General features: G+C 70.7%; 17 protein-coding genes and 1 pseudogene. 10 read left to right on the forward strand and 8 right to left on the reverse strand.

The annotated features are described in order from the left end of the window. Window positions 1–5: 5 nt before the first annotated feature. The 3 genes and pseudogenes from ACFYPC_RS03715 to ACFYPC_RS03725 all read right to left on the reverse strand — a co-directional run. Window positions 6–191: pseudogene (locus ACFYPC_RS03715) on the reverse strand (beta-ketoacyl synthase N-terminal-like domain-containing protein); the annotation flags it as partial. 23 nt (window positions 192–214) lie between these two features. Next, the gene (locus ACFYPC_RS03720; RefSeq protein ID WP_388670183.1) at window positions 215–1,534 is read right to left on the reverse strand and encodes an MFS transporter; all 1,320 of its coding nucleotides are present in this window, start codon (window positions 1,532–1,534) and stop codon (window positions 215–217) included. A 135-nt stretch (window positions 1,535–1,669) separates the two neighbouring features. After that, entirely contained in the window at window positions 1,670–4,603 is a 2,934-nt protein-coding gene (locus tag ACFYPC_RS03725; protein ID WP_388670186.1) for a SpoIIE family protein phosphatase, read from the reverse strand. Window positions 4,604–4,946: 343 nt separating this feature from the next. Here ACFYPC_RS03725 and rutA point away from each other — a divergent pair, with 343 nt between their 5' ends. Beyond that, window positions 4,947–6,020, forward strand: a complete 1,074-nt coding sequence (gene rutA / locus ACFYPC_RS03730; protein ID WP_388670189.1) for a pyrimidine utilization protein A — start codon at window positions 4,947–4,949, stop codon at window positions 6,018–6,020. A 173-nt stretch (window positions 6,021–6,193) separates the two neighbouring features. Further along, window positions 6,194–6,835, forward strand: coding sequence for an isochorismatase family protein (locus tag ACFYPC_RS03735; protein ID WP_388670192.1), 642 nt, complete (start codon window positions 6,194–6,196; stop codon window positions 6,833–6,835). Window positions 6,836–7,008: 173 nt separating this feature from the next. Here ACFYPC_RS03735 and ACFYPC_RS03740 read toward each other — a convergent pair whose 3' ends face one another. Continuing rightward, window positions 7,009–7,614, reverse strand: coding sequence for a hypothetical protein (locus ACFYPC_RS03740; protein WP_388670195.1), 606 nt, complete (start codon window positions 7,612–7,614; stop codon window positions 7,009–7,011). Between the two features lie 314 nt (window positions 7,615–7,928). Here ACFYPC_RS03740 and ACFYPC_RS03745 point away from each other — a divergent pair, with 314 nt between their 5' ends. The 3 genes from ACFYPC_RS03745 (at window position 7,929) to rsgA (ending at window position 11,500) form a co-directional block, all read left to right on the forward strand. Beyond that, the gene (locus tag ACFYPC_RS03745) at window positions 7,929–9,134 is read left to right on the forward strand and encodes an NAD(P)/FAD-dependent oxidoreductase (protein WP_388670198.1); all 1,206 of its coding nucleotides are present in this window, start codon (window positions 7,929–7,931) and stop codon (window positions 9,132–9,134) included. Between the two features lie 10 nt (window positions 9,135–9,144). Next, the gene (locus ACFYPC_RS03750; protein WP_388670201.1) at window positions 9,145–10,083 is read left to right on the forward strand and encodes a sigma-70 family RNA polymerase sigma factor; all 939 of its coding nucleotides are present in this window, start codon (window positions 9,145–9,147) and stop codon (window positions 10,081–10,083) included. Between the two features lie 319 nt (window positions 10,084–10,402). After that, the gene (rsgA, locus tag ACFYPC_RS03755) at window positions 10,403–11,500 is read left to right on the forward strand and encodes a ribosome small subunit-dependent GTPase A (protein WP_388670204.1); all 1,098 of its coding nucleotides are present in this window, start codon (window positions 10,403–10,405) and stop codon (window positions 11,498–11,500) included. 155 nt (window positions 11,501–11,655) lie between these two features. Here the strand turns inward: rsgA and ACFYPC_RS03760 are convergent, their stop codons facing one another. After that, window positions 11,656–12,024, reverse strand: coding sequence for a PPOX class F420-dependent oxidoreductase (locus ACFYPC_RS03760; protein ID WP_388670207.1), 369 nt, complete (start codon window positions 12,022–12,024; stop codon window positions 11,656–11,658). Between the two features lie 150 nt (window positions 12,025–12,174). Here ACFYPC_RS03760 and ACFYPC_RS03765 point away from each other — a divergent pair, with 150 nt between their 5' ends. Continuing rightward, entirely contained in the window at window positions 12,175–13,416 is a 1,242-nt protein-coding gene (locus ACFYPC_RS03765) for an SGNH/GDSL hydrolase family protein (protein WP_388670210.1), read from the forward strand. Window positions 13,417–13,528: 112 nt separating this feature from the next. Here ACFYPC_RS03765 and ACFYPC_RS03770 read toward each other — a convergent pair whose 3' ends face one another. Then, entirely contained in the window at window positions 13,529–14,011 is a 483-nt protein-coding gene (locus tag ACFYPC_RS03770; RefSeq protein ID WP_388670213.1) for a DUF456 domain-containing protein, read from the reverse strand. Between the two features lie 485 nt (window positions 14,012–14,496). On the opposite strand from ACFYPC_RS03770, the gene ACFYPC_RS03775 reads away from it, so the two are divergent. From ACFYPC_RS03775 to ACFYPC_RS03785, 3 genes are all read left to right on the forward strand, one after another. Beyond that, entirely contained in the window at window positions 14,497–16,158 is a 1,662-nt protein-coding gene (locus tag ACFYPC_RS03775; RefSeq protein ID WP_388670216.1) for a protein phosphatase 2C domain-containing protein, read from the forward strand. A gap of 64 nt (window positions 16,159–16,222) precedes the next feature. After that, complete coding sequence (locus ACFYPC_RS03780; protein ID WP_388670219.1) at window positions 16,223–17,965, forward strand: pyruvate dehydrogenase; 1,743 nt, start codon at window positions 16,223–16,225, stop codon at window positions 17,963–17,965. Between the two features lie 385 nt (window positions 17,966–18,350). Then, the gene (locus ACFYPC_RS03785; protein ID WP_388670222.1) at window positions 18,351–18,803 is read left to right on the forward strand and encodes an ATP-binding protein; all 453 of its coding nucleotides are present in this window, start codon (window positions 18,351–18,353) and stop codon (window positions 18,801–18,803) included. Between the two features lie 63 nt (window positions 18,804–18,866). Here ACFYPC_RS03785 and ACFYPC_RS03790 read toward each other — a convergent pair whose 3' ends face one another. Both ACFYPC_RS03790 and ACFYPC_RS03795 read right to left on the reverse strand, forming a co-directional pair. Further along, window positions 18,867–19,937, reverse strand: coding sequence for a DUF2637 domain-containing protein (locus ACFYPC_RS03790; protein ID WP_388670225.1), 1,071 nt, complete (start codon window positions 19,935–19,937; stop codon window positions 18,867–18,869). Between the two features lie 316 nt (window positions 19,938–20,253). Continuing rightward, complete coding sequence (locus ACFYPC_RS03795; protein ID WP_388670228.1) at window positions 20,254–21,132, reverse strand: (2Fe-2S)-binding protein; 879 nt, start codon at window positions 21,130–21,132, stop codon at window positions 20,254–20,256. A gap of 157 nt (window positions 21,133–21,289) precedes the next feature. Here ACFYPC_RS03795 and ACFYPC_RS03800 point away from each other — a divergent pair, with 157 nt between their 5' ends. Continuing rightward, on the forward strand, window positions 21,290–22,201 hold the full coding sequence (locus ACFYPC_RS03800) for a GntR family transcriptional regulator (RefSeq protein ID WP_388670231.1): 912 nt from the start codon (window positions 21,290–21,292) through the stop codon (window positions 22,199–22,201). Window positions 22,202–22,325 lie beyond the last annotated feature (124 nt).

The following is a 22,325-nucleotide window of genomic DNA, read 5'->3' on the forward strand; positions in this document are numbered from 1 at the left end:
CTGGGGGCGACCCCGGGAGCCGCGAAACCGGCCTTGCCCGCACCGTCGTTGGTGACGGCGGAGCCCAGCACGACCGCGTGCACGGTGTCGCCGTCGGCGAGCGCTTTCGCGAGCGGCTTGAGCACCACGGCTGCCACTCCGTTGCCACCGACGGTGCCGTCCGCGTCGGCGTCGAAGGCCCGGACCACGCCGCTCCTGGAGATCGTCGAGCCTTTCATGTGCCGGTGCCCGGTGCCGACGCCGCCTCCGGCGCTCTTCGCTGCCGCAGCACCCGGAACACGAAGACCAGCGCGACGGCGATGGCGACACCGTGTGCGACACCGACGACCGACAGTGCCGTGAAGGAGTCCAGCGCGGCGGCGACCGCGATCATGCCGACGCCGAACCCGAGGTTCTCCACCGTGGCCGAGGTCCCGAACGCATGGGTGCGCACCGAGCCCGGCAGGCTCTGCAGGTGCGAGGTGTACGACACCTCGGTGAGCCCGTCGGCCGCCCCCGCCAGCAGGGCGATCGCGATCGTCGTGGCCCACGGAAGCCCGGCGAAGGCCAGGATGAAGGCGCCCGACATCGCGATGGTGCCGAGCCCGAAGCCCAGCGCTCCGACCGAGCGGCCCGTCCGCCCGGTGTACCGCTGCAGCACCTGCTGGACAAGGATGTTGCCGAGCGCCCACACACACCAGAAGACACTGACGAACACGGCCGGGTTGTCGGCGTCGACCTCCGTGGAGTACACGGGCAGTGCCGCGTTGTGCGAGGAGGAGCCCAGGGCGTCGACGCCGCGCAGCAGCACCATCAGGGCGAGCGCCGGTGCCGCGCCCAGCGCGAGGAAACGGGACAGGACCCGGCGCTTGTCCTTCGTGTCCTGTGTGTCCTGTGTGTCCTGCGTGTCCTTCGTACTGCCGTCGTCGGCGGCCGTTTCCGCGCCCTCGCGGCCCACGGGGCTGAGAGCGATCGGGAGCAGCGCGACGGTGAGGGCGCAGACGAGGAAGGAGGCCATGTCCACCAGGAAGGCCGCGGTGTAGCCGAGCAGGGACACCACCACACCCGACGACGCGAACCCGGCCACCATGGCCAGCGAACGCCCGCTGACCATGAAGGAGTTCGCCCAGGTCCTGCGGTCGTCACCCACGATGTCCGGAATGGAGCTGCGCAGCGCGACGATGAACACGGTGCCGGAGAAGCCGACCACCGCCGAGACGACGAACAGCGCGACGGTGTGGAGCCCGTCCGGTGCCAGAATCAGGAGCAGCAGTGCGGCGGCCTGGGCCACGTTGGCCCAGAGCATGACCCCCTTCGCGGACCAGCGGGCGAGCGCCGAACCGGCCACCAGGCCGGCGACGAAACCCGCGGCCAACCGCACCGCCATGAACACGCCGACGGCCAGCGCCCGGCCCGTCACGGCGTACACGTACAGGTTGAGCGCCACCATGTTGAGGAACGTGCCGTACGACGAGATCGCGTAGCCGGTCACCAGGATCCGGTACCGCTGTTCCTTGAGCGCCTGTTCGCCGTGCGCTGCCGTGCCGGTCGTCACGAATGAACCCGCCCCGCGTCATGGTCGTGTCGCACAAAGCCGGACATGGTGCGCTCTCGTTCGTGAACGTATGAGCGAGGGCGCTCCGTTCACCATACGGAGGATGTCGCTCGGCCTGCCGGCCCGCCTTCCGGTCTACAGATCCTCGTCCCCGAACGGCAGCGCGTCCAGGTCCCCCGTGAAGGCGCCCACGTTCGGGAACATCAACTCCAGGGCGTCGGACGGCGGTTCGTGTCGGCTGTCCGGCGTGAGCAGCGACTGTTCCGTCCAGATGCATTTCCCCGTCTCCGTGTAGCGCGTGCCCCAGCGCTGGGAGAGGGCCGTGACCAGTTGCAGGCCGCGGCCGCCTTCGTCCGTTTCCGTCGCGCGGCGGATTCGGGGCATCGTCAGGCTGCCGTCGAACACCTCGCAGATCAGCTCGGCGCCGTGCAGGAGGCGCAGGCTGACGGGGCCCTTGGCGTGACGTACCACGTTGCCCACCAGTTCGCTGGCCAGGAGCTCCGTCGTCGAGGTCAGGTCGTCCAGGCCCCACTCGCGGAGCTGTTCGCGGACGTGGCGGCGGGCCTGGCCGGCTGCCCGAGGATCCTCGGGGAGGGGCCAGGAGGCCATCCGGTCGCCGGGCAGGGCGTGCAGGCGGACGATGAGGAGGGCCGCGTCGTCGGCCGTCGGGTGTTCGGCGGGAAGCAGGCCCGCCGTGAGGGTGTCGCAGAGCTGATCCAGGTCCGCGCCGGTCTCGGTCCCGTGCGCCGCGCTCAGCAGGTGCGCCAGGTCCGCCATTCCCTCGTCCATCTCCCGCTTGGACGACTCCACGAGCCCGTCGGTGTAGAGCACCAGCAGGCTTCCCTCCGGCACCGTCAACTCGACGGTCTCGAAGGGCGGCTCGGCCGCGCCCAGCGGCGGGTCCGCCTCCGCGTCCGGGAAGTACACCGTGCCGTCCGGGTGGACCACCGCCGGCGGCGGATGGCCGGCTCGGGCGATGGAGCAGATCCGGGTGGTCGAGTCGTAGAGCGCGTACAGGCACGTCACGTACGACTCCTCGCCCATGCCGCTGACGAGGTCGTTCAGATGGCTCATGATCTCGTCGGGCGGAAGTTCCAGGTCGGCCAGGGTGTGGACCGCTGTGCGCAGGCGGCCCATGGTGGCCGCCTCCGGCAGACCGTGGCCCATCACGTCGCCGACGACCAGGGCGACCTGGCCGCCGGAGAGCGGGATGATGTCGTACCAGTCGCCGCCCACGTCCATGCCCTGCCCGGCGGGAAGGTAGCGGGCGGCCGCCGTGCACGCGGGCAGGTCGGGCAGGTCCCTGGGGAGCAGGCTGCGCTGGAGTTCGCGGGAACGGGTGTGCTCGGCGTCGTAGAGCCGGGCCCGCTCCAGAGCCTGGGCGACGAGGGCGCTGATGGTGGTCAGCAGGGTGCGTTCCTCGTCGGTGAGTCGGCGCGGGCTGTCGAAGGCCACGACCCAGACGCCGAAAGTGTGTCCGGACGCCGTCAGCGGCAGGAACGCCCATGCCTGTTTGCCCGCGCGGCTGGGCCGTCCCGCCAGTTCCGGTGAGTGCGCGGTGTACTCCTGCACGGAGGACAGGAACAAGGGCGTACCGGAGGCGATGGCGTCCCAGGACGGTTCGCCGGCTGTGCGGGGGAGGTTGTCGACGATGGGGAGGAAGTCGTCCGGATAGCCGACCGCTCCCACGTTGTACAGCCGGTCGCCCTCAAGGGCCTGCACCAGGACTCCGGTGGCCGCGAACGGCGGCAGCACCCGGCGGGCGACCGCGTCCACCACGTCCTGCGAGGTCGTCGCCTTGGCGAGGGAGGTCGTCAACTCCGCTATTCGGGCCGCGCGTTGGCCGGCGGCGCGCTCGGACGCCCGGCGCTCCTCCTCGTGCTGCCGTTTCTCGGTGACGTCGGTGAGGTAGAGGGTGCGACCGTCGGGGCCCGGGACCAGCCGCAGGTGGTAGCGACGGTCGGGGTCGCCCATGTGGACGTCGAAGCCGACGGGCTTCTCCTCGGCCGCGGCCGTCCGGCAGCGGTTCTCCAGGCCGGGGACACCCCGGGCGGCGGGCAGCTCCCACAGGACGCGCCCGAACAGTTCCTCCTCGGAGAAGCCGAGGGTGCGCTCCGCCTGGAGGTTGGCGAAGGTGATCCGCCACTCCTCGTCCACCGAGAGGAAGCCGTCGCTCATATGGCGCAGGGCTCGGCTGAGCGCGTCACGGGCGGAACGGGACTCGTTGCTCTCCCAGCCCACGCCGACCATCCGGAGGGGTTCGCCGTGCTCGTCGTACGTCGTCCGGCCGCGGGCCTGTGTCCAGCCGTAGGTGCCGTCCAGGCGGCGTACCCGGTACTCGGCCTCGAACACGCCGTGGTCGCGGATCGCCCGGTCCACCGCGTCCAGCGTCGGCGCCAGGTCGTCGGGGTGGACGCACACCATCCAGTTCTCGACCCTGGCGGTGTAGTCCTCCGGCCGGGTGCCGTAGAGCGCCAGGGCCGCATCGTCCCAGAGCAGCTCGCCGCCCTGGATGTCCCAGTCCCAGGAGCCGACACTGACCTCCTTCAGAGCCTGCCGCAGCCGGTCACGCTTGCCGCTCAGCTCCGCCTGAGAGGGTCCGGACGGCGGCGGTCCCTGGCCCATGCGCTCCTCGGTCCAGTCGACCACGGCCCGCAGGAAGTCCCACCGCTCCGGGGTCGGCTCGCCCGCCTCGCCCGTCAGGACCGTCAGTGCGCCGATGCTGCGTTCCCCGCCGAACACGGGTAAGGAGGCCAGCCCGGTGCCGGGCCAGGTGACTTCCGGAGCCTCAGGACCGGGCTTCAGCGGCACCCACACGCCACTGCCCTGATACAGGGCCCGGGCGGGGGCCAGCGGGCCGCCCTGGTCGATGATCTCCCAGGGCCGGGTGAGCGCGGGAGGCAGGCCGGTGGACGACACCAGGCGCAGTGCGGACATGGGACCGCGAAGGTGAATCGTTCCCCCGAGGGCGTTCAGCTCGCCCACCGCGTGCTGGAGTGCCAGCCGGAAGACCTCGCTCTCGGCGATGCCGGAATCGACCGTACTGAGCAGCGCCAGACGTGCGTTCATGCTGCAAAATTTTACCGTTGCCGCCTCAGCTGACGCACCGCTTCCCAGGATTCGCACCTTCCGCTTCGGTTACGGACGGGATGCATCCCAACAGGCGAGATTCCAGGCCGAGTTGGAGCAGGATATCGTTCGCTTTCACCTTCGGCGACCAGCCGAGTGAAATGGGTCGAAACCGGGAGAATCTCCGGCACCGCAGGTAGTGCGGCCGCCGTGTAGTGCAACGTTCACAGATCGGCAGGTGCGCAGTAACGATCGACGAATACAGTCGCAGTCGTTCTGGAACCCCCCGATCACGCACGCGCGTTGTCACCCGTCAGGCTCACCCCCGCCAGCGAGGAGCGGCATGGACATCGGCGTATTCATCCCCATCGGCAACAACGGCTGGCTCATATCGAAGAGTTCGCCCCAGTATCTGCCGAGCTTCGAGCTGAACAAAGCCATCGTGCAGAAGGCCGAGGAGCATGGACTCGACTTCGCGCTGTCGATGATCAAGCTCAAGGGGTTCGGCGGCGAGACCGAGTTCTGGGACCACAACCTGGAGTCCTTCACACTGATGGCGGGCCTGGCCGCGGTGACGGACCGGATCAAGCTGTACGCCTCCACGCCGATCCTCGTACTGCCGCCCGCGATCGTCGCGCGCATGGCCGTGACCGTCGACTCGATCGCCCCCGGCCGCTTCGGCATCAACATCGTCACCGGCTGGGCGCCCGGCGAGTACTCCCAGATGGGCCTGTGGCCCGGGGACGAGCACTTCGGCAACCGCTACGCCCGCGCGGTCGAATACGTCACCGTGATGAAGGAGTTGTGGAGCGAGGGCGTCAGCAACTTCAAGGGCGAGTTCTACGAGATGGACGACTGTGTCCTGTCGCCGCGGCCGGTGAACGGGCAGATCGGCATCGTCGCCGCTGGGCAGAGCGGCACCGGCATGAAGTTCGCCGCCGAGCACGCCGACTACAGCTTCATCCTGGGCAGCGGCGTCAACACCCCGCTCGCGCTGTCGGACAGCACGGCCACTCTCGTGGACGCGGTGAAGAAGACCGGCCGTGACGTCGGCGCGCTCTCGCTCTTCATGGTCATCGCCGACGAGACCGACGAGGCCGCCCAGGCGAAGTGGCGGGACTACCACGACAACGCGGACCTCGCGGCGCTGGCGTACATGGCGGGGGAGACGGCCACGGACACGACCGCCGACGACTCCTCGACCGCCCGGACCATCTCGCTTCCCGAGGGCGCGGTGAACTTCAACATGGGCACACTGGTCGGCTCGTACGAGACCGTCGCGAAGCTGCTCGACGACGTCGCCGAGGTCGACGGCACCAAAGGGGTCATGCTCGTCTTCGACGACTTCCTCGAAGGCCTCGAGAACTTCGGTACACGCGTCCAGCCGCTGATGAAGTCGCGCGCGCTTCCCCGGTGAGCCTCCCCGGCGGGCCGGGCGTGCGGTCCTCAAGGGCATAGCCGTGGCGGGGGCGGTGATCTGCCTGGTGCTTCCCAGGTCGCTGCGGACCCCCCGTACCGCTGACGCCGCCGGCGCGGCCGACCGCGCCACGGACGCCGACCCGCAACTCGCCACCACCGAAGGGCGATGCCATGACCGGTTCCCAGCAGGAGGACTACGAACGCGCCGGGTTCGGCGGCCGGCTCACCCCCGGCACTTCCCCGGCCCTGCTCCTGGTGGACCCGGCCCGCGCCTACGTCGACCCGGACTGTCCGCTCTACGCCGGAGTCGAACCGGCGGTCGAGGCGATGAGGGTCCTGCTGGCCGACGCACGCCGGGCCGGGATTCCGGTGATCGTCACGCAGATGCGGCTGCGGGCGGACGGCAGTGACGGCGGCCTCTTCTTCCGTAAGGTCCCCGCCCTGCGGGTGTTCGCCGAGGGCAGCCCGTACGGAGACTTCATCGACGGACTGGCCCCGAGGTCGAGCGAACTGACGGTGCCGAAGCAGTACCCGAGCGCTTTCTTCGGCACCGCGCTGGCCGCCTACCTGACATCGAGCGGCATCGACACCCTGTTCATCGGCGGCCTGTCGACGAGCGGCTGCGTCCGTGCCACCGTGCTCGATGCCATGCAGCACGGATTCATCCCGGTCGTGGTCGAGGAGGCCGTGGGCGACCGGGATCCGGACGTCCACGCGGCGAACCTCTTCGACATCAAGCACAAGATCGGCGAGGTGTGGCCGCTGGGGCGCCTTCAGGACCATCTCGCGGAGAGGGTCCCGGAGGCGCCGTAATTCGATGGCGTCGCGGACTCGCGCCCTCCTCCGTACGACGCCGAGACCGCGCGCCGTGTCCGCGGGCACCGGGGCCGCCCCGACGCCACCGTCTGCCGGGGCGCGCGGTACCGGGGCACCCGGCGATCGCGCCACCGTCTGCCGGGGCGCGCGGAACCGGGTCACCCGGCGATCTACGCCGGGACAAGGACGGTGAGCCACTCCGCTTCACGCGGCCGGAACCCGTAGCGGTCCCACAGCCCCGACACGATCGCCGGGACGTGTCCGGCTCCGTAGACGACGGCCACCCGGATCGGTTCGTCGCCGCGCTCCGCGTGGATCTCGCCGAGCGCGTCGAGCAACCGCTGATCGCGCCGACCGGTCAGCGCACGCTCCACAGAATCGTCGGCCATCTCCGCCCGCAGCGTGGCCGGCAGATCCTCGACCACCAGGTCTTCGTCGAGGAAGGCGCGCGGACCGCGCAGCGCGAACACCAGACCCATCAGCGGGGCCGCGACCATGAGCAGCACGTACGTCCACCGAGGCAGTGTCTTCAGGTCCGCGATCGCCTCCGCAGCGGTCACATCCGGATTGATGACCGGAACGTCTTCGGGAAGCAGCAGTTCATCGCGCTGCTCCTGCAGACCGTTGCGCCGCCGGCGTGGGGCGAACCGGTAAGCAAGGGTGAGGGCACTCACTCCGGCCGACTTCCCCCGGATCCCCTCGATGACTATGAGGTCGCATTCCCTGAGTCTGACGCGGACCTGGGAGTAGAACGTCGGCGAAGCCACATGCAGCATCGGGAAGATCACGAATTCGAATGGCGTCCCTTTCCGCCTCATGGTGATCACAGCAGATCGGACGGCAAACCCGGTCACCTCGATGATCTGCATGATTCCCCCGCCGGTCTCGCCCGGTCTCGCCCGGTTTCCCCTTACGCCCGTACCAGGACACGAGCCCGCCCAGGGCCGTGGTTCCCTGGCCGTGAGTCGGGCTCGGATGCCCGAGACCCAGTCACCCGTCTTGGCTGGTGACCCGCGTCACACCCGGCTCCTGTCAGCAATCGGGGCGTCGTCTCGTTCAAGGGCCACGCGAACGAGACAGGAGAAACATCATGAAGCACCGCATCGTCGTACTCGGCGCCGGATACGCCGGAGCCTTCGCCGCCGGAAACCTGGCCCGCCGCCTCTCCCCGGCCGATACCGAGATCACCGTCGTCAACGCCGTGCCCGACTTCGTCGAGCGGATGCGGCTCCACCAGCTCGCGATCGGCCAGGACCTCGCGTCCCGCAAGCTCGCCGACGTCTTCGCGGGCACCGGGGTGCGGCTGCGCCTGGCGCGCGTCACCGGCGTCGACCCCGAGCGCAGGACCGTCGCCGTGACCGGCGAGGACGGCGAGGACGGCGAGGACAATCTCGCGTACGACACGCTTCTCTACGCGCTCGGCAGCTCCGTGGCCCACCATGGCGTCCCCGGCGTGGCCGAGTACGCCTTCGATGTGACCGGCCGGTCCTCGGCGCTGCGTCTGCGCGAGCGCCTGGCCCGCCTGGGCGAGGGCGGCACCGTGCTGGTCGTCGGTGAGGGGCTGACCGGCATCGAGACCGCCACCGAGTTCGCCGAGTCCCGGCCCGACCTCTCGGTCGCGCTCGCCGCCCGCGGCGAACTGGGCGCCTGGCTCTCCCCGAAGGCCCGCCGTCACCTGCGCCAGGCCTTCGACCGGCTCGGCATCACCGTCCACGAGCACACCGGCATCGAAGCCGTCGAGCCGACACGGGCGATCGCCGACCGCGTCACCGGGGTGTCCATCCCGGCCGACGTGACCGTGTGGGCGGCCGGGTTCGCCGTGCACCCGATCGCGGCAGCCAGTGGCCTGGAGGTCGCCGAGACCGGCCAGATCGTCGTCGACCGCACCATGCGCTCGGTCTCCCACCCGGACGTTTACGCCGCCGGTGACTGCGCCTACGCGATCGGCGAGAACGGCCGACCGCTGCCGATGTCCTGCGCATCGGCCGGCTTCACCAACATGCAGGCGACCGCCGCGATCATCGCGCGCCTGACGGGCAGTGAGGTCCCGGCCACCGGGCTGAAGTACTACGGCAACCACGTCAGCCTCGGGCGGCGGGACGCGATCTTCCAGATGGTGGACGGGGACGTCCGGTCGAAGTCCTGGTACCTGGGCGGCAAGGCCGCCGCGCGGCTCAAGTCGGGCGTGCTCAAGGCGTCCGGGTGGAGCATCGCCCACCCGACCTTCGGAATGCCGAAGCGCAGGCGCCGCCTGGCCACCGCGCCTGACCCGGCCGGTGTGCGGGTCGCCGCATAGGCTGCTCCGCATGGACATCGCGGCCATCGATCGGTTCGAGGCCAGCCGGGGCAGGCTGGCCTCGATCGCGTACCGTCTGCTCGGCTCGTCCGCCGACGCCGAGGACGCCGTGCAGGACACGTTCCTGCGCTGGCAGGCCGCGGACCGCGAACGGGTCGAGGTGCCGGAAGCGTGGCTGACCAAGGTCGCCACCAATCTCTGCCTCGACCGGCTCCGCTCCGCGCAGGCGCGCCACGAGCGAGCGGCCGGTGAGTGGTTGCCCGAGCCACTCCTCGACGGCGACCCGATGCTCGGCCCGGCCGACACCTTCGAGCAGCGCGAGTCGGTGTCCTTGGCCGTACTGACCCTCTTGGAGCGCCTCTCACCGGTCGAGCGGGCCGTCTACGTCCTGCGTGAGGCCTTCTCCTACAGCCACGCCGAGATCGCCGGGATCCTCGACGTCACCGAGTCCGCGAGCCAGCAGCATGTCCACCGGGCCCGGATCCGGGTCGCCGCCGAGCGCCGCCGCAGCGGCGAGGCCGACCCCGCGTCCGCGCGCCGGGTCGTCGAGGAGTTCCTCGCCGCCGCCGCGTCGGGGCGCACCGAACGGCTGGTGGCGCTGCTCACCGACGACGTGACGGCGGTCTCGGACGGCGCCGGACTGACCAAGCGGCTGTTGCGGTACAAGACGCGCGAGCGGGTCGCCACCTTCGTGCGGGCCGCCTTCAAGCCCACGCCGGCGAAGCGGCGGCTGGCCGGCGGCTCGCCCGCGATCCACATCGCGCGGGTCAACGGCTCCCCGGCCGTCCTCGCCGTGGTCGACGGCCGGGTCGCGGGCGCCGTGGCGTTCGAAGTCAGCGACGGCAAGGTCGCGGCCCTGCGCGGCATCGCCGCCGCCAACCGGCTCGCGCGCCTCAGCGAGGCCTGGCGGCAGCACGAAACCGACGCGCCGGTCATCGACGCATGGTGACCGGGAGCACGTCGGTGCCCCGAATCGGACTCGGCCATGCGGTTCGGATCGCTCCAGCGCCGTGGGCGCGCCGTAATTCGGTGGCGTCGGGGCGCGTTCACCTTCTACGGTTGGTGGTGTTCGAGCGGCTACCCCCCGAGGTGCCGCGGGTGACTTGACCTGACTTGGTTCGAGGAGGTGTGACCGATGGCTGTCTTTGAGATGGGCGCTGCCCGCATCCAGAAGTTCATCAAGTCCACCTCTGTGGCCGCCGGCTGACCTTCCTCCTTCCTTCGCGCCTGAGCGCGCGTGCCGGGGCCGCCCCTGTGAAGGGTCTCCCTTGTCTTCCTTTCCTCTCTCCTTCCCTCTCCACCCTCTGACGCCCTACGGCTGGGACGACGCATGGGCGGACGAGTTCCTCCCGTACGACGCCGAGGGGCTGTTGGCCGGGCGGGTGATCCGGGTCGACCGCGGTCAGTGCGACGTGGTCACCGCCGACGGGGTCATGCGCGCGGACACCGCGTTCGTGACACCGAACGATCCGCTGCGCGTCGTGTGCACCGGCGACTGGGTCGCCGTCGAACCCACCGGCAACCCGCGCTACGTACGGACGTATCTGCCACGCCGTACGGCCTTCGTGCGCTCCACCTCCTCCAAGCGCTCCGAGGGGCAGATCCTCGCGGCCAACGTCGACTACGCGGTCGTGGCCGTGTCCCTCGCCGTGGAACTCGACCTCGGCCGCGTCGAACGCTTCCTGGCCCTGGCCTGGGAGTCCGGCGCGCAGCCGGTGGTCGTCCTCACCAAGGCCGACCTCGTGCCGGACCCGGCGACGCTCGGGCACCTCGTGGAGGACACCGCGACGACGGCGCCGGGGGTACCGGTGCTGCCCGTGAGCGCAAACAGCGGGGAGGGCCTCGACGTACTGGAGGCCGTGCTCTCCGGCGGTACGACCGTGCTCCTCGGACAGTCCGGCGCGGGCAAGTCGACCCTCGCCAACGCCCTGCTCGGCGAGAACGTCATGGAGGTGCAGGCCACGCGTGACGTCGACGGCAAGGGCCGGCACACCACGACGACCCGCAACCTCCTCGCCCTCCCCGGCGGCGGCGTCCTCATCGACACACCCGGCCTGCGCGGCGTGGGCCTGTGGGACGCCGAGACCGGCGTAGGCCAGGTCTTCGCCGAGATCGAACAACTCGCCACCCACTGCCGCTTCCACGACTGCGCCCACGCAGCCGAACCCGGCTGCGCCGTCCTCGCGGCCGTCGACTCCGGCACCCTCCCCGAACGCCGCCTCGACAGCTACCGCAAACTCCTCCGCGAGAACCAGCGCATCGTCGCCAAGACGGACGCCCGACTCCGAGCAGAAATCCGCAAGGACTGGAAGCGAAAGGGCGCGGAGGGCCGCGCGGCGATGGAGGCGAAGCGGGGCCGTGGGTAGGCGTTTCAGCCCGTCCGGCGTCGGCGTCTGAGGACGAGCGCGTTCGGCGCGATACGGGGTCCCGCGGCGCTGCATCCATCAGCGGCTCCGCCGCGGGCCCCGGGCACGGGGCGGGTAGCGGAAGAGGGGGCGAAAGCCCCCTTCCCCCTCCCGCCTCAGTCCTCCAGCCCCCAGCTGTGAATCCGCCGCGGATGCACACGGATCAGCTCCTCGCTGAAGTGGGGGCCCAAGTCGTGCGGTCCGGAGAGGAGTTCGGCCTCTCCTCGGATGTCGACGCCTCTGACCTTCCACGGGTGGAGGCTGACGACGTCGTCGACGACGAGGGCGACCTTCGGGTTCTTCTGCAGGTTGCGCCACTTCTTGGTGGAGCCCATCGAGTGGCCGCCGATCAGGATCGTCCCGTCGTCCTGGGGGAAGTAGCCGACGGGGTTCGCCTGCGGCTGCCCGTGGGCGTCGACGGTGGCCAGCCGCCCCAACCGCTGCGACTTGAGGTACACGCGCTCGGCCTCGCTGAATTCGGTCATGGCAGCAGCCAAACACGCTTGTGCGTGACGGCGCATCGGTCCTGGGCGTAGGACTGTGGTCGTAGTACGGGTGTACGGGCGTGCGCCCAATGGCGTGCAATGGGGCGAGAGTGTGTTGGTGGGACCGGCCGCTCGGGAATCCTTGGCCGCATGACCCGCGCGATCAAGGTCCGGCATGTCCTCGCGGTCCTGGTGACGACCCTCGTTCTCGCCCCACCGTCCGCGAGAGCCGACGCGGGGCCCGCCCTCGGCCCGTTCGCCCTCGCCCCCACGCCCACGTGGACCGGAACCTGGGAAGGCGCCGCCTCCGGCACCGTCCCCGCGCTGCCCGGCGCCACGGTTCGCAACGTCGTGCACACCAGCGTCGGCGGCAGCGCGGCCCGTGTCCGGATCTCCAACCGGCTCGGCACCGAGCCGCTCCAACTCGGCGCTGTCACCGTCGCGTTGCAGGAACCGGGCGCGCCAGGAAGCCCGAAGGCCGTCGCCGGTTCGATGCGCACCGCCACCTTCGGCGGCGCCGGGAAGGTGACCATCCCGGCGGGCAAGGACCTGGTGACCGACCCCGTGTACCTCCCGGTCCCCGCCGACGCCAACCTGCTGGTCTCGGTGCACACCCCCGCCGACTCGGGCCCGGCGACCTATCACCGCTCCGCCATCCAGGCCAATTTCATTGCGCCCGAGGGCAATCGGGCCGCCGAGGAGAGCGGCACCGCGTACACGGTCGACATCGGCAACTGGTACTACGTGACCGGCGTCGACGTCCTAGGCACCTCAGCCGCCGGCAGCGTGGTGGCGCTCGGCGACTCCATCACCGACGGCACCGGGTCCGGGTTCAGCGCCAACCACCGCTGGCCCGACCAGCTCGCCGACCGTCTCAAGGACCTCCCGCCGAACCGCCGGCTCGGTGTCCTCAACGCGGGAATCTCCGGAAACCGCCTTCTCCTTGAGGGCAACGGGCCCAGCGCCCTGGCCCGCTTCGACGCCGACGTCCTCTCCCGGACCGGCGTACGCGTGGTGATCGTGATGGAGGGCATCAACGACATCAAGGGAACCCCGGCGCAGACGGACCCCGCCGTCATCGAGGACGCGTACCGGAGCCTGGTGAGCCGCGCGCACGCCCGCGGAATCCGTGTCATCGGGGCGACTCTCACGCCGTACGGCGGGCACGGCGCCCACACGCCGGCCCGTGAGGCCGTACGCCAGAGGGTCAACACCGTGATCCGCACCCCCGGTCTCTTCGACGCGTTCGTCGACTTCGACGCCGTCGTCCGCGACCCGGCTCTGCCGAGCCGCATCCTCCCCGCGTACGACCCCGGCGACCACCTGCACTTCAACGACGCGGGCATGAAGGCGATGGCCGACTCGATCGACCTGGCCGAGCTGACACCGTGAACTTCTTGGTCAAGCCGACACGTGAACCTCTTGGTCAAGCCGACACGTGAACCTCTTGGTCAAGCCGACACCATGAACTCCTTGATCAAAAGGGTGCCGAAAGCCGTAGGTCTCAGCCCCACACCACCGCCCCCAGCCACGCCCCCGTGATCAGCAAGCAGGCGAACAGCTCCGTCAGCACACTCCACCCGCCCGCCCGCATTCCCGTCCGCACCGACGCCATCGCCTGGCCGTGCCCGCCCAGGCGCAGCCGCTCACAGAGATAGAGCCCGCAGAGAAAGCCGGGTATCGCGCCCGCCACCGGCACCAGAAAGAAGCCGAGGACGGCCCCGGACCCGGCGTATACCGCCATTCGAGGGGTTGCCCCGCTCTCCCGCAGCTGTCGGGGCGGCAGCATCCACCGGACCGCCTGGGACAGCAACAGGATTCCGGTCGTGCCCACGAGCACGATCCAGGCGAGCGCCCGGGTGTCTTCCAGCGCCCACCACAGGACCGCGGCCCATACGAGCCACGACCCCGGTACGCCGGGCACCAGTACTCCGGCCAGGCCGAGCAGTATCACCACGCCGACCAGCAGGAGTTCCCACGCTCCCATCTGCCCAGCCTGCCTGAGCCGACGGAAAACCGCAGGTCAGTCCCGCGCCACCAGCCCTTCTCGTACGCGTCCCGCCCAGTAGGGGCCTCCGGATCGGTGCCGTCCGTGAATCACAGCGGAGCTTCAGGAAAGTACGTCACACTCGGCCGAACAGACCGACAGCGCAACAATTCGGTCACCCAGGCCGTGGCCCGGGCCTACGGCGTATGCATGCGCCGGACCCCGGCCACTCCGGCGCCGCCGGGCGGTTCTCCCGTGGGGGGTGGGACCGCCCGGCGGTATCAGTCCGGGCCCAGGACCTGTCCGGCGTCGTGCGTACCGGTTCTCGGAGTCTGTCCGGGCCTTGTCGTGTACCGGTTTCCCTCGTTTTCTGCCCGTACCGCTGTTCGACGGTTCATCCGACACGCCGTTCGAGGACCAGTCCCTTGGCCGGTTTTTCCGGATGCCCCGTTTTCATCCGGCCCCCGCGGTGGACAATTAGGGGCATGAGCCAGCAGGGGGAGAAGCCCACCGGTCATGAGGACGACTGGTGGGGGCAGTTGTACGACGACTCCACCGAGGACACGGGGCCCGCGGCCGTGGCCGATTCCCTCGACGACCGGTTCGCGTCGGCCGCGGGGACGGTGGGCCTGGAGCCCGCGCCCGCTCCACGACCGGGGCGGACGCCCGAGCGCGACGTCCCGCCTCAGCCGGAGCGGCCCCCCGCGGTACCCGAGCAGCGCCCCGGCCGCTGGGAGCGCGGCGACGCCCCCCAGCCGAGCCCCGGCCTCAGACGGAGCCCCGAGCTGGGCCCCCGGCAGGCTCCGTCCGCCGGTCCGCCCGCCGGCCCACTCATCGACCCGCCCGCCGGGCCGCCCCCGGGCCGGCCTGCCGCGCCGCCCACCCCGTCGGCCGCCGACGCGTCCCTTCCCGCCACCTTCCCGCCGGGGCCCACCCCGCCCGGATTCCGCCCGCAGGAGCCCCCGAGCCGTACGCCCACAGAGTCAGCAGCCGCAGCCGCAGCCGCACCAGCCTCGAACGCTCCCGCCTCGAACGGTCCGGCCTCGGATGTTCCCGTCTCGAACGCTCCGGTCTCGAACGCCCCCGCGCCCGAGGACGCCCCGCCACTTCCGGTCCTCCAGGGCGCGCTTCGGGACCCCCTCCAGGACCACGAACCCACCCTTTCCGTCCCCCAGCAGCCACCCGCCGTCGACTACGTCGGCTCGGGACCGCCCACCTACGACGCCGAGCCCACCTCCCTCCCGCCCGCCGACCCCGACGAACTCGACGACCTGGTCGCCGACACGGTGCTGGACGGCGCGCGCTACGGGACCAGCACGCTGCGGGCCGTCTCCGTACGCGGGGACTCCGCGCGCTACCGGGGCGAGCCCCGCAGGGACTCGCTGCTCACCGCCCGGTTCGGTACGGGGGAGCAGGCGCTGGTGCTCGTCGCGATGGCGACCGGGGCGCGGGCCACGCCCGGCGCGCATCTGGCGGCGGCCGAGGCCTGCCAGTGGATCGGGCGGGCCGTCGGGCGCAGTCACGCACGGCTGTCCGAGGACATCAGGGCCGCCCGGCGCGGTGACCTGAAGTCGGGGCTGCACCGGCTCACCGACCGCAGCCTCGGCAAACTGCGGGCGAGCGCGGCCGAGCAGGGCATCGAACCCGAGGAGTACACCGCGAGCCTGCGGTGCCTGCTGCTGCCCGCCGACCCCGAGTGCCGTACGCGCGTCTTCTTCGGCGTCGGGGCCGGCGGCCTGTTCCGGTTGCGGGACGGCGAGTGGCAGGACATCGAGCCGCGGGTCGCCGACGCCACCGGCGAGGCCGTGGTCGGCTTCGGATCGCTGCCCCACGAGACACCGGAGGGCGACCGGCTCACCATGGACCTGGGGATCACGACACCCCCGAGCCCGTACGAGGCGATCGCCGAGCCGCCGCGTGCCCCGTTCCGTTTCCGCGCCTCCGTCGCCCGACCGGGTGACACGCTCCTGCTGTGCACCGGCGGCCTCGCGGAGCCGCTGCGCGGCGAACCCGAACTCGCGGAGTACCTGACAGCGCGATGGTCGCTGCCGGAACCGCCCGGCCTCGCCGCGTTCTTCGCGGACACCCAAGTGCGGGTCAAGGGTTACGCCGACGATCGCACAGCCGCTGCCGTTTGGGAGGCGTAACGCTGGGGCCTGTGAATTCATGGAACCCAGTGGGATCTCCGGATACCGAAGGGCACGTGAAGTCATGGCCAAGCAGAACGTCGCCGAACAGTTCGTCGACATCCTCGTCCGCGCGGGAGTGAAGCGGCTGTACGGGGTGGTCGGCGACAGCCTCAACCCGGTCGTGGACGCGATCCGGCGCAACTCCGCCATCGACTGGATCCATGTCCGGCACGAGGAGACCGCCGCCTTCGCCGCGGGCGCCGAGGCCCAGGTCACCGGCAGGCTCGCCGCCTGCGCCGGCTCCTGCGGCCCCGGAAACCTGCACCTGATCAACGGCCTGTACGACGCCCACCGCTCCATGGCCCCGGTACTCGCCCTCGCCTCGCACATCCCCTCCAGCGAGATCGGCCTCGGCTACTTCCAGGAGACCCACCCCGAGCGGCTGTTCAACGAGTGCAGTCACTACAACGAGATGATCTCCAACCCGAAGCAGATGCCGAGGCTGCTCCAGACCGCGATCCAGCACGCGGTGGGCCAGTCCGGCGTCAGCGTCGTCTCGCTCCCCGGCGACATCGCCTCCGAGCCCGCCCCCGACAAGACCCTGGAAACCGCCCTCGTCACGTCCCGGCCCAGCGTCCGCCCGGGCGACGCCGAGATCGACAAGCTCGTCGCGATGATCGACGAGGCCGACAAGGTCACCCTCTTCTGCGGCAGCGGCACGGCAGGCGCGCATGCCGAGGTCATGGAGTTCGCCGAGAAGATCAAGTCCCCGGTCGGGCACGCGCTGCGGGGCAAGGAATGGATTCAGTACGACAACCCGTACGACGTCGGCATGAGCGGTCTGCTCGGGTACGGCGCCGCCTATGAGGCGACCCACGAGTGCGATCTCCTCATCCTGCTCGGCACCGACTTCCCGTACAACGCCTTCCTCCCCGACGACGTCAAGATCGCCCAGGTCGACGTCCGCCCCGAGCGACTGGGTCGCCGCTCCAAGCTGGAACTGGCCGTGTGGGGCGATGTGAAGGAGACCCTGCGCTGTCTCACCCCGCGGGTGAAGCCCAAGGAGAACCGGCGCTTCCTCGACAAGATGCTGAAGAAGCACGCCGACGCGCTCGAAGGAGTCATCAAGGCGTATACGCGGAAGGTGGAGAAGCATGTCCCCATCCACCCCGAGTACGTCGCCTCCCTGGTCGACGAACTCGCTGACGAGGATGCGGTGTTCACTGTCGACACAGGGATGTGCAATGTCTGGGCGGCCCGCTACATCACGCCCAACGGCCGCCGCCGTGTGATCGGTTCGTTCTCGCACGGTTCGATGGCGAACGCGCTGCCGATGGCCATCGGGGCCCAGTTCACCGACCGGAAGCGGCAGGTCGTGTCGATGTCCGGCGACGGCGGATTCTCCATGCTGATGGGTGACTTCCTCACACTCGTCCAGTACGACCTGCCAGTGAAGATCGTCCTCTTCAACAACTCCTCTCTGGGCATGGTCGAGTTGGAGATGCTGGTCGCCGGCATGCCCTCGTTCGGCACCACGAACAAGAACCCCGACTTCGCGGCCGTGGCCCGCGCCTGCGGTGCCCACGGTGTGCGCGTCGAGAAGCCCAAGGATCTCGCCGGCGCCCTCAAGGACGCCTTCAGGCACAAGGGCCCCGCCCTCGTCGACGTCGTCACCGACCCCAACGCCCTGTCCATCCCGCCGAAGATCAGCGCGGAGATGGTGACGGGCTTTGCCCTCTCGGCGTCGAAGGTCGTGCTGGACGGGGGAGTGGGGCGGATGGTGCAGATGGCGCGCTCCAACCTTCGGAACATGCCGCGTCCTTAGGCGCGTTGGCTCTCCCCGTGGCGGCCCCCGAGCCGCCTCGGCCCGAGCCGCCGACGGACTGTATACGGCCGGATCGGCAGCGGGGCATACACAGTTGGCCCGATCGGCCGTGGTCGACGCGTCCCCATGGAGGTCGGTCGGCAGGCGGGTGGGACTCCTCTGGCCGGGCGCCGCCCCGAACGGCAGACGCAACCGCCTCCACCAGAGCCTCCTTCCACCAGCAGCGTCCCCCATGCGCCCCCGTGTGAAGGGTTGTTGACCATTCGACATGACTGCCGCGTTGCTGACGGGGCATGGATCCCGTGAACGTGTTCGAGCGGAAGGGAAACCGACAATCGGCGCGCAGGCGGGGGTCATGAAGAGTCAGGCACGAGGAGGTGGTCCGATGGCCATCGGGCCCTCCTCCGGGAAAGCGGCGGAGGAAACGGCCGACAGCGCGATGGACCGGCCGTCCGGAGCACAGCTCAGACGCAGGCTGGGCAGCGCGGACCTGCGGGCGGTGCCCGAAGTCCGCAAGGCGCTGCGGGAACTGTTACGGCACTGGGGGAGGCCGGGAAGATCGGAAGTCGCCGAACTGCTGACCAGCGAACTCGTCACCAACGCACTCATCCACACCGACCACGACGCGGTCCTGACGGCCACCGTCGGGCCCCGTGGACTCCGGGTGGAGGTAAGGGACTTCGTAGGACGCAGACCGACGCTGCGGGTACCGAACGCCGACGACGGTACGCACGGCAGGGGTCTCGTCCTCGTCCAGTCCCTCGCCGACGCGTGGGGGGTGCGGACCCATGGCGTGGGCAAGGCGGTGTGGTTCGAACTGGACGGCGGCGCGGTGTAGAGCTACCGCGCCGCCGTTCCTGTGTTCGCGGCCCTGACCGAACGGCCGTTGGTTCCAGTCGTCCTAGCCGAACTGCTGCTCGAGATCCTTGAGCTTGCGCTCCAGGGAGTCGAGGCGCGGCAGGGCCATGGTGTCGTCCTCCGCGGTGAGATCGACGGTGAACGGTTCAGCGCTGCTCTTGCGGACGGGCTGGAGCGAGGGCCGTGAGCGGACGGGAAGCTGCTCCGCGGCCGCCGATATGGCAGGCTCCGCGGAGGCCTGGGCGGAGGTCCGCTCCAGGGTCGCAGTCTCAAGCTCCCGTCCGCCACCGCCACCGCCACCACCGGGGCCGCGGCCGGGCAGGCCCTTGTGACCACGGCTGAGCGCTTTGAGGTGCGCCCGCTCGACGCGCTCCTCATTGCGGCGGCGCAGTCGGGTCTGCTCCTTCTGACGCTTGTCCTCACGCACCTCGTCCACGGCCTCGTCGAGGGTGCGCACGTTCTCGAGCAGCATCAGCGACCAGGCGCTGTACGTCTCGCGGGGCGCGCGCAGCCAGCGGACGATCCGGATCTGCGGCAGCGGACGCGGGACCAGGCCCGCCTCACGGAGCGCGGCACGGCGGGTCTGCTTCAGCGCGCGGTCGAACAGCACCGCGGCCGACAGGGACATGCCGGCGAAGAACTGCGGGGCGCCCTCGTGGGAGAGGCCCCGGGGGGCGTGCATCCAGTTGAACCAGGCGGCGGCACCGGCGAACGTCCATACGAGTATCCGGGAGCCGAGCGCCGCGTCACCGTGGCTGGCCTCGCGCACCGCGAGCACGGAGCAGAACATGGCCGCGCCGTCCAGGCCGAACGGGACCAGGTACTCCCAGCCGCCGGAGAGGCCGAGGTTCTCCTCGCCGAAGCCGACCAGTCCCTTGAAGGAGAGCGCGGCCGCGACCGCGGCGCAGATGAAGAGCAGGAGGTAGGAGGCGGTGCCGTAGAGGGCTTCCTTGCGCCTGCGGCGCTCCTCGCTGCGCTCCCACGAGTCTTCCGTGCCCGCCGCTTTCTCCCCGGACCGCTTGCCGCGCGCGAGCACCGCCACCGCCGCCAGCAGGCCCAGGAGCAGAACGGCGCCCGGAAGCAGCCAGTTCAGCGATATGTCGGTCAGTCTCATCTGGGGTCCCTTGCATTGGGATAGGGCGTAACGCCCGTCATAGTGGCCCAATCCCATCGGCCCTCAGGGGTTTTCGGGGCAAGAGGCCGCCAACGGAGTGCAAGGGGATGCGCAGGGCGACATTCTGCTCGAACTGCCGCGCGAGGGACGGGAGTTGAGTGCGATTAACACTACCCGTACGGGTGGTTCAACGGAAAGTGCCTGCGGCGCGTGGGGAAATTGTGAAACGCCCGCAATCCGCGGGGCGCACCCATGGGCAGTGCCGCGGGAGTTGATCTTAGAGCATGCGTGGCGGTGGCTTGTTCTCGATGGTGCCTCAACCGGCGGCGGCACCGGTCAACTTGGCGACACGGTCCGAGTCGCAGGTGCGCGGACAGGTGGCGCAGGTGTCCTCGGGGCGCAGTGTGTAGAAGAGGCAGCAGCTCACCCGGTCGCGCGTGGGCAGCGACTCCCCGTTCGGGCCGGTCAGTTCACGGAACGCGGCGGAACCGGCGTAGGGCCGGGTGGCTCCCGGCAGCAGCAGCTCCAGCTCGTTCCTCGCGCGCCGCTCCTCGCCCAGGAGGCCGGCGACGTACCAGAGGCCCTCGACGATCTCGTCGGTCGCCATGCCCCACAGGGCACGGCCGCGCCGCCGCATGCGCGGTCCGAAGCCGCCGAGCACCGGCTCCAGGTGCTCGGCCACCGCGGCCCGCACTTCGGCCCGTAGAGCCTCCTCGTCAGGTACGACGCGGGCGCCTGGCAGGTCTGCCGCGGGGTCGTCGGGCAGGCAGGCGAACTCGCCGGTCCGCACCGTCATGCGGCCGAGGGTGCGCTGGAATGTGACGTGCTCCACAGGGAAGCGGGGCACGCGGCGCTCCAGGAACCACGGCAGGGTGATCAGCAGGCAGGCCGGCCAGGCGTACCGGTGGAACCCGAAGCCGGCCACCACGTCGGGGCGCGCCCGCTGCCCGTAGTCCTGGATCACCTGCGCCTCGTCCCACGCCAGGAACCCGTCGAGGTCGGCGCCGCCCTCCGCGAGCCCTTCGACCGCGACCCAGCCCGCGCCCCGGGGAGCCACTTCTCCGGGCCCGAGTTCCGTGACGGTCAGGCCGGGGAAGACCTCGGTCAGCCGGGCGTACGCCTCCGCGAGGATCGAACGGGCCGGACGTGCGCCCGCCAGGGCGGAAGTGCCTGCGGTCGGGGCGGGAGCGCGCATGCGGAGACCACCATTTCGCGATCGCTGACAGGTAAGCCTTACCTTACCTCTCGTGGTCGAGGTTTGAACTGGCGGCGACTGGGCCTATGGTGCTTTACGGACGAGTAACAACCACCGCATTGACCCCCAAGGTCCGACAAGCCCGGAGGAGGTTCCCGTGGAGCAGGCCGGCCCGCGCAGCGCGTACGGCTCCACCGGAGTAGGGATCCCGGACCCGCGTACCGGAGCCCGGCGAGTGCCCGCGCAGCCGCAGGCCGCGGACGTGGACCGGGAGCGGGCTGCCGCCGCCCTCGCCGCCTCCGGAGTGGTCGTCGTCCCAGGAGCCCCCGGCCCGGCAGCCGCTTCCGAAGCCGCCGAGGCCCCCGTCGGCGGTGCCGCCGAGGTCCGTGGCGAGCACACGCACAGCGAGGCGCCCGTCCCGCGCCCCCGCGCCGAGTGCACGCGTCCCGTCGTACAGCGTGCCTCCGTACGCGGGCAGATCCTCGACGCCCTGCGCTCCGCGCTCGTCGCGGGCGAACTCGCGCCCGGGGAGGTGTACTCGGCGCCCGTGCTCGGTGAGCGTTTCGGGGTGTCCGCGACGCCCGTACGGGAGGCGATGCAGCAGCTTGCGCTCGAAGGCGCCGTCGAGGTCGTACCCAACCGTGGGTTCCGGGTCGTCGAGCGCGGCACAGGCGAGCTGGCCGAGCTCGCCGAGATCCGCGCCCTGATCGAGGTCCCGGTGATGCTGCGGCTGGCCCGCACGGTGCCCGCCGCGCGCTGGGCCGAGCTGCGCCCGCTCGCCGACGCGACGGTCCTGGCCGCCTCCCTGGGCTGCCGCGCGACCTACGCCGAGTCCGACCGTGTCTTCCACCGGGCGGTCCTCGCTCTCGCCGGCAACAGCCAGCTCGTGCGGATCGCCGACGACCTGCACCGCCGGGCCCAGTGGCCCCTGGTCGGCGGCCCCGCCACCCGCGGACGTGCCGACCTCGTCGCCGACGCCGCCGAACACACCGCCCTCCTGGAGGCGCTCGTCGCCCAGGACCTGCCGGTCGTGCAGTCGCTCGTACGGGAGCACTTCGCGGGCGCGTGACCTCGCGCACATTGCCGGTATGTCCCCTTCGGGGCGCCCGTGTCACGGACGTGTGGGTTCCGCGCGACAGGTCCCGTACAGGAGCAACCCGATAGCCGGCTGGTGGCGTGCTCCCCCGCACAGG

The organism is Streptomyces sp. NPDC005808 (assembly GCF_042871385.1).
Classification (GTDB): domain Bacteria; phylum Actinomycetota; class Actinomycetes; order Streptomycetales; family Streptomycetaceae; genus Streptomyces.

What these genes read in the sequence shown, in the direction of transcription:
- ACFYPC_RS03725 (WP_388670186.1), bottom strand. Translation starts at nt 4,603, where the DNA reads ATGAACGCACGTCTGGCGCTGCTCAGTACGGTCGATTCCGGCATCGCC.
- rutA (WP_388670189.1), top strand. Translation starts at nt 4,947, where the DNA reads ATGGACATCGGCGTATTCATCCCCATCGGCAACAACGGCTGGCTCATA.
- ACFYPC_RS03735 (WP_388670192.1), top strand. Translation starts at nt 6,194, where the DNA reads ATGACCGGTTCCCAGCAGGAGGACTACGAACGCGCCGGGTTCGGCGGC.
- ACFYPC_RS03740 (WP_388670195.1), bottom strand. Translation starts at nt 7,614, where the DNA reads ATGCTGCATGTGGCTTCGCCGACGTTCTACTCCCAGGTCCGCGTCAGA.
- ACFYPC_RS03745 (WP_388670198.1), top strand. Translation starts at nt 7,929, where the DNA reads ATGAAGCACCGCATCGTCGTACTCGGCGCCGGATACGCCGGAGCCTTC.
- ACFYPC_RS03750 (WP_388670201.1), top strand. Translation starts at nt 9,145, where the DNA reads ATGGACATCGCGGCCATCGATCGGTTCGAGGCCAGCCGGGGCAGGCTG.
- ACFYPC_RS03760 (WP_388670207.1), bottom strand. Translation starts at nt 12,024, where the DNA reads ATGACCGAATTCAGCGAGGCCGAGCGCGTGTACCTCAAGTCGCAGCGG.
- ACFYPC_RS03765 (WP_388670210.1), top strand. Translation starts at nt 12,175, where the DNA reads ATGACCCGCGCGATCAAGGTCCGGCATGTCCTCGCGGTCCTGGTGACG.
- ACFYPC_RS03770 (WP_388670213.1), bottom strand. Translation starts at nt 14,011, where the DNA reads ATGGGAGCGTGGGAACTCCTGCTGGTCGGCGTGGTGATACTGCTCGGC.
- ACFYPC_RS03775 (WP_388670216.1), top strand. Translation starts at nt 14,497, where the DNA reads ATGAGCCAGCAGGGGGAGAAGCCCACCGGTCATGAGGACGACTGGTGG.
- ACFYPC_RS03780 (WP_388670219.1), top strand. Translation starts at nt 16,223, where the DNA reads ATGGCCAAGCAGAACGTCGCCGAACAGTTCGTCGACATCCTCGTCCGC.
- ACFYPC_RS03785 (WP_388670222.1), top strand. Translation starts at nt 18,351, where the DNA reads ATGGCCATCGGGCCCTCCTCCGGGAAAGCGGCGGAGGAAACGGCCGAC.
- ACFYPC_RS03790 (WP_388670225.1), bottom strand. Translation starts at nt 19,937, where the DNA reads ATGAGACTGACCGACATATCGCTGAACTGGCTGCTTCCGGGCGCCGTT.
- ACFYPC_RS03795 (WP_388670228.1), bottom strand. Translation starts at nt 21,132, where the DNA reads ATGCGCGCTCCCGCCCCGACCGCAGGCACTTCCGCCCTGGCGGGCGCA.